The sequence below is a fragment of the Nonlabens sp. Asnod3-A02 genome, from assembly GCF_045063755.1.
GTDB lineage: Bacteria > Bacteroidota > Bacteroidia > Flavobacteriales > Flavobacteriaceae > Nonlabens > Nonlabens xylanidelens.
This window is the reverse complement of the sequence record NZ_JBEFOC010000003.1, coordinates 1-1,115: the sequence shown is the minus strand read 5'-3', so window position 1 is coordinate 1,115 and position 1,115 is coordinate 1. Positions and strand designations below refer to the sequence as shown.

The window sequence follows — 1,115 nt, the reverse complement described above, 5'->3', positions numbered from 1 at the left end:
CAGGAGCTGTGTTAAGTACAGTAGGATCTGATCCAGAAACGATTACTGCAGTAGCAGGAGTAGATACTCCAAGTACTGATGATGGTTATACCGAGCCACTAACAAGTGGAACAGTAAGCGGAACAGTGTTCGATGATCAAAACGGAAACGGAATACAAGATGCAGGCGAGCCTGGATTAGCAAACGTAGATGTAGAGATTACCGATTCAAACGGAAACGTACAAACCGTACCAACGGATGCGAACGGAGATTGGACAGCAACAGTTCCAGTAGGAGCTACCGATGTAGATGTTATCGATCCAATCGGATCTACATTAACAACAGTAGGTTCAGATCCAGAGACAGTAACTGCAGTAGCAGGAATGGATACGGCGTCAACAAACGACGGATTCAGTAATCCAGCAACAACAGGAACAGTAAGCGGTGTGGTATTCAATGATCCAAACGGAAATGGAATACAAGACGCAGGTGAGCCAGGAATAGCAGGAGTAGATGTAGAAATTACCGATGCTAACGGAGTGTTACAAACAGTAACAACTGACGCCAACGGAAACTGGATAGCTACGGTACCAGCAGGAAGTACATCAGTAGATGTAGATGAAGCAACATTACCAGCAGGAGCTGTGTTAAGTACAGTAGGATCTGATCCAGAAACGATCACTGCAGTAGTAGGAGTAGATACTCCAAGTACTGATGATGGTTATACCGAGCCACTAACAAGTGGAACAGTAAGCGGAACAGTGTTCGATGATCAAAACGGAAACGGAATACAAGATGCAGGCGAGCCTGGATTAGCAAACGTAGATGTAGAGATTACCGATTCAAATGGAAATGTACAAACTGTACCAACGGATGCGAACGGAGATTGGACAGCAACAGTTCCAGTAGGAGCTACCGATGTAGATGTTATCGATCCAATCGGATCTACATTAACAACAGTAGGTTCAGATCCAGAGACAGTAACTGTAGCAGCAGGAATGGATACGGCTTCAACAGACGACGGATTCAGTAATCCAGCAACAACAGGAACAGTAAGCGGTGTGGTATTCAATGATCCAAACGGAAATGGAATACAAGACGCAGGTGAACTAGGTTTATCAGGAGTAGATGTAGAA

General features: G+C 44.8%; 1 protein-coding gene. It reads left to right on the top strand.

What is annotated here, in order from left to right:
• A partial coding sequence (locus tag ACJJVN_RS00045; protein ID WP_405376588.1) for an SdrD B-like domain-containing protein occupies positions 1 to 1,115 on the top strand: 1,115 nt, incomplete at both ends.